The following is a 1,466-nucleotide window of genomic DNA, read 5'->3' as shown; positions in this document are numbered from 1 at the left end:
TACCGCTTCAGACAGAACTACCCAAATCGTGCAAAATGGAACGGTGGCGCTTACTGAGTTTACGACCCCAACGGCTCAGACCATTGAGCTTTTTGCGAAAGCTTACGGTACGAGCAGCACTGCGGGATCGTACTCAGATACAATCAGTGTGACATTAAGCTGGTAAACCGTGACGCTGGTTGTTAGAGGCTTTTCACTTGTCGTGGTGAGTTGGTGTTCTTCAACTGTGCTGGCTGATGTGACAGAAACCTTTCAAGTATCAGCAACAGTAGACACAGGCTGTTTGATTAATGGCGCAGTACAAGAAGAGAGCGCAACGCAAGCTGGACAAATAGGAACGTTGGATTTTGGTGAACATTCTTCTGTTTATGCGGCGGAAGTACAAGGCAGTGTCACATACAGCTCATCACTTACATTAAGTTGTACTCCGGGTATTGCGATGAATGTTTCTCTAAACGGTGGGCTGAATTCGTCGGATGGCGTGCGCAAGTTAAAGCATAGCGAAGAGGTCACGACGGTAGACTACTTTTTGTTTCAGGATCTGGATTACACACAAGTGCTTGATATCGATACACGATATTCCGTCGATACCACGCAAGACCCAGATAATATTCAGTTTCCTATCTGGGCAAAGGCAATAATAAATGGGAATGAAATAGCCGGAATTTATATGGATACGCTTACGCTGACCTTGGAGTGGTAAGTGATGTTTCGGAGGGATGAAATGGAATTCATACTCAAAAAATCATTATTAATAGCGACCTTCCTTTTTGTTTTTATCTCCAATGCTAACGCCAATTCATTATTAATTTGGCCGATCTACCCCAAAATAACAGCGGAGACTAATGCGACATACCTTTGGATGGTGAATAAAGGCAACGTTGATTCTTACTTACAAGTGAGGATTTTTAAATGGGGACAAAATGAAGGTGAAGATAACTATTCTAATCAAAATCAACTGATTGCCACGCCACCATTTGTCAAAATTGAACCTGGTGAAAAACAGCTGATTCGCATCCTCAATCAAGATGAAGCCACAGCAGGTAAAGAGTACGCTTACCGAGTTATCATCGATGAACTGCCTCCAACTCACGACCCTCTAACCGATTCGATGGAAAATGAACTCGCTGTTAAAGTTCGAATGCGCTACTCCATCCCCTTATTTATCTATGGAAAAGGACTTAACAATACTCAACAGCAGAATAAGGACAGTGAGTTGTGGAATGGTTTGCAAGCTCAATTGATTAAGAAAAATAATCAACGCTTTATTCACATTAAAAACTCAGGAAATCATCATGTGCGTCTGGTGAATTTACAACTGGATTCTCCGAATAAAGAACCGTTAATGATTTCTGAAGGATTAGCCGGTTATATTCTTCCAGAGCAATATAAGGTTTGGCCTATTTCATATAAGAATATAAACAATATGAGTTTGAGTGCGAATATTGGAGGTAAACGCTACAAAA

2 protein-coding genes are annotated in these 1,466 nt (G+C 41.4%); both read left to right on the top strand.

Features of this window, described 5'->3' with window-relative positions:
- Positions 1–169: 169 nt before the first annotated feature.
- Positions 170–703 carry a spore coat U domain-containing protein gene (locus R7M72_RS24605; protein ID WP_318056403.1) on the top strand — a complete coding sequence of 178 codons (534 nt, stop codon included), beginning with the start codon at positions 170–172 and terminating at the stop codon, positions 701–703.
- A gap of 21 nt (positions 704–724) precedes the next feature.
- A partial coding sequence (locus tag R7M72_RS24600) for a molecular chaperone (RefSeq protein ID WP_318056402.1) occupies positions 725–1,466 on the top strand: 742 nt, incomplete at its 3' end.

The organism is Vibrio sp. YT-18 (assembly GCF_033337345.1).
Taxonomy (GTDB): Bacteria; Pseudomonadota; Gammaproteobacteria; order Enterobacterales; family Vibrionaceae; genus Vibrio; species Vibrio alginolyticus.
The sequence above is the reverse complement of the archived record's forward strand: the minus strand, read 5'-3'. Positions and strand labels throughout refer to the sequence as shown.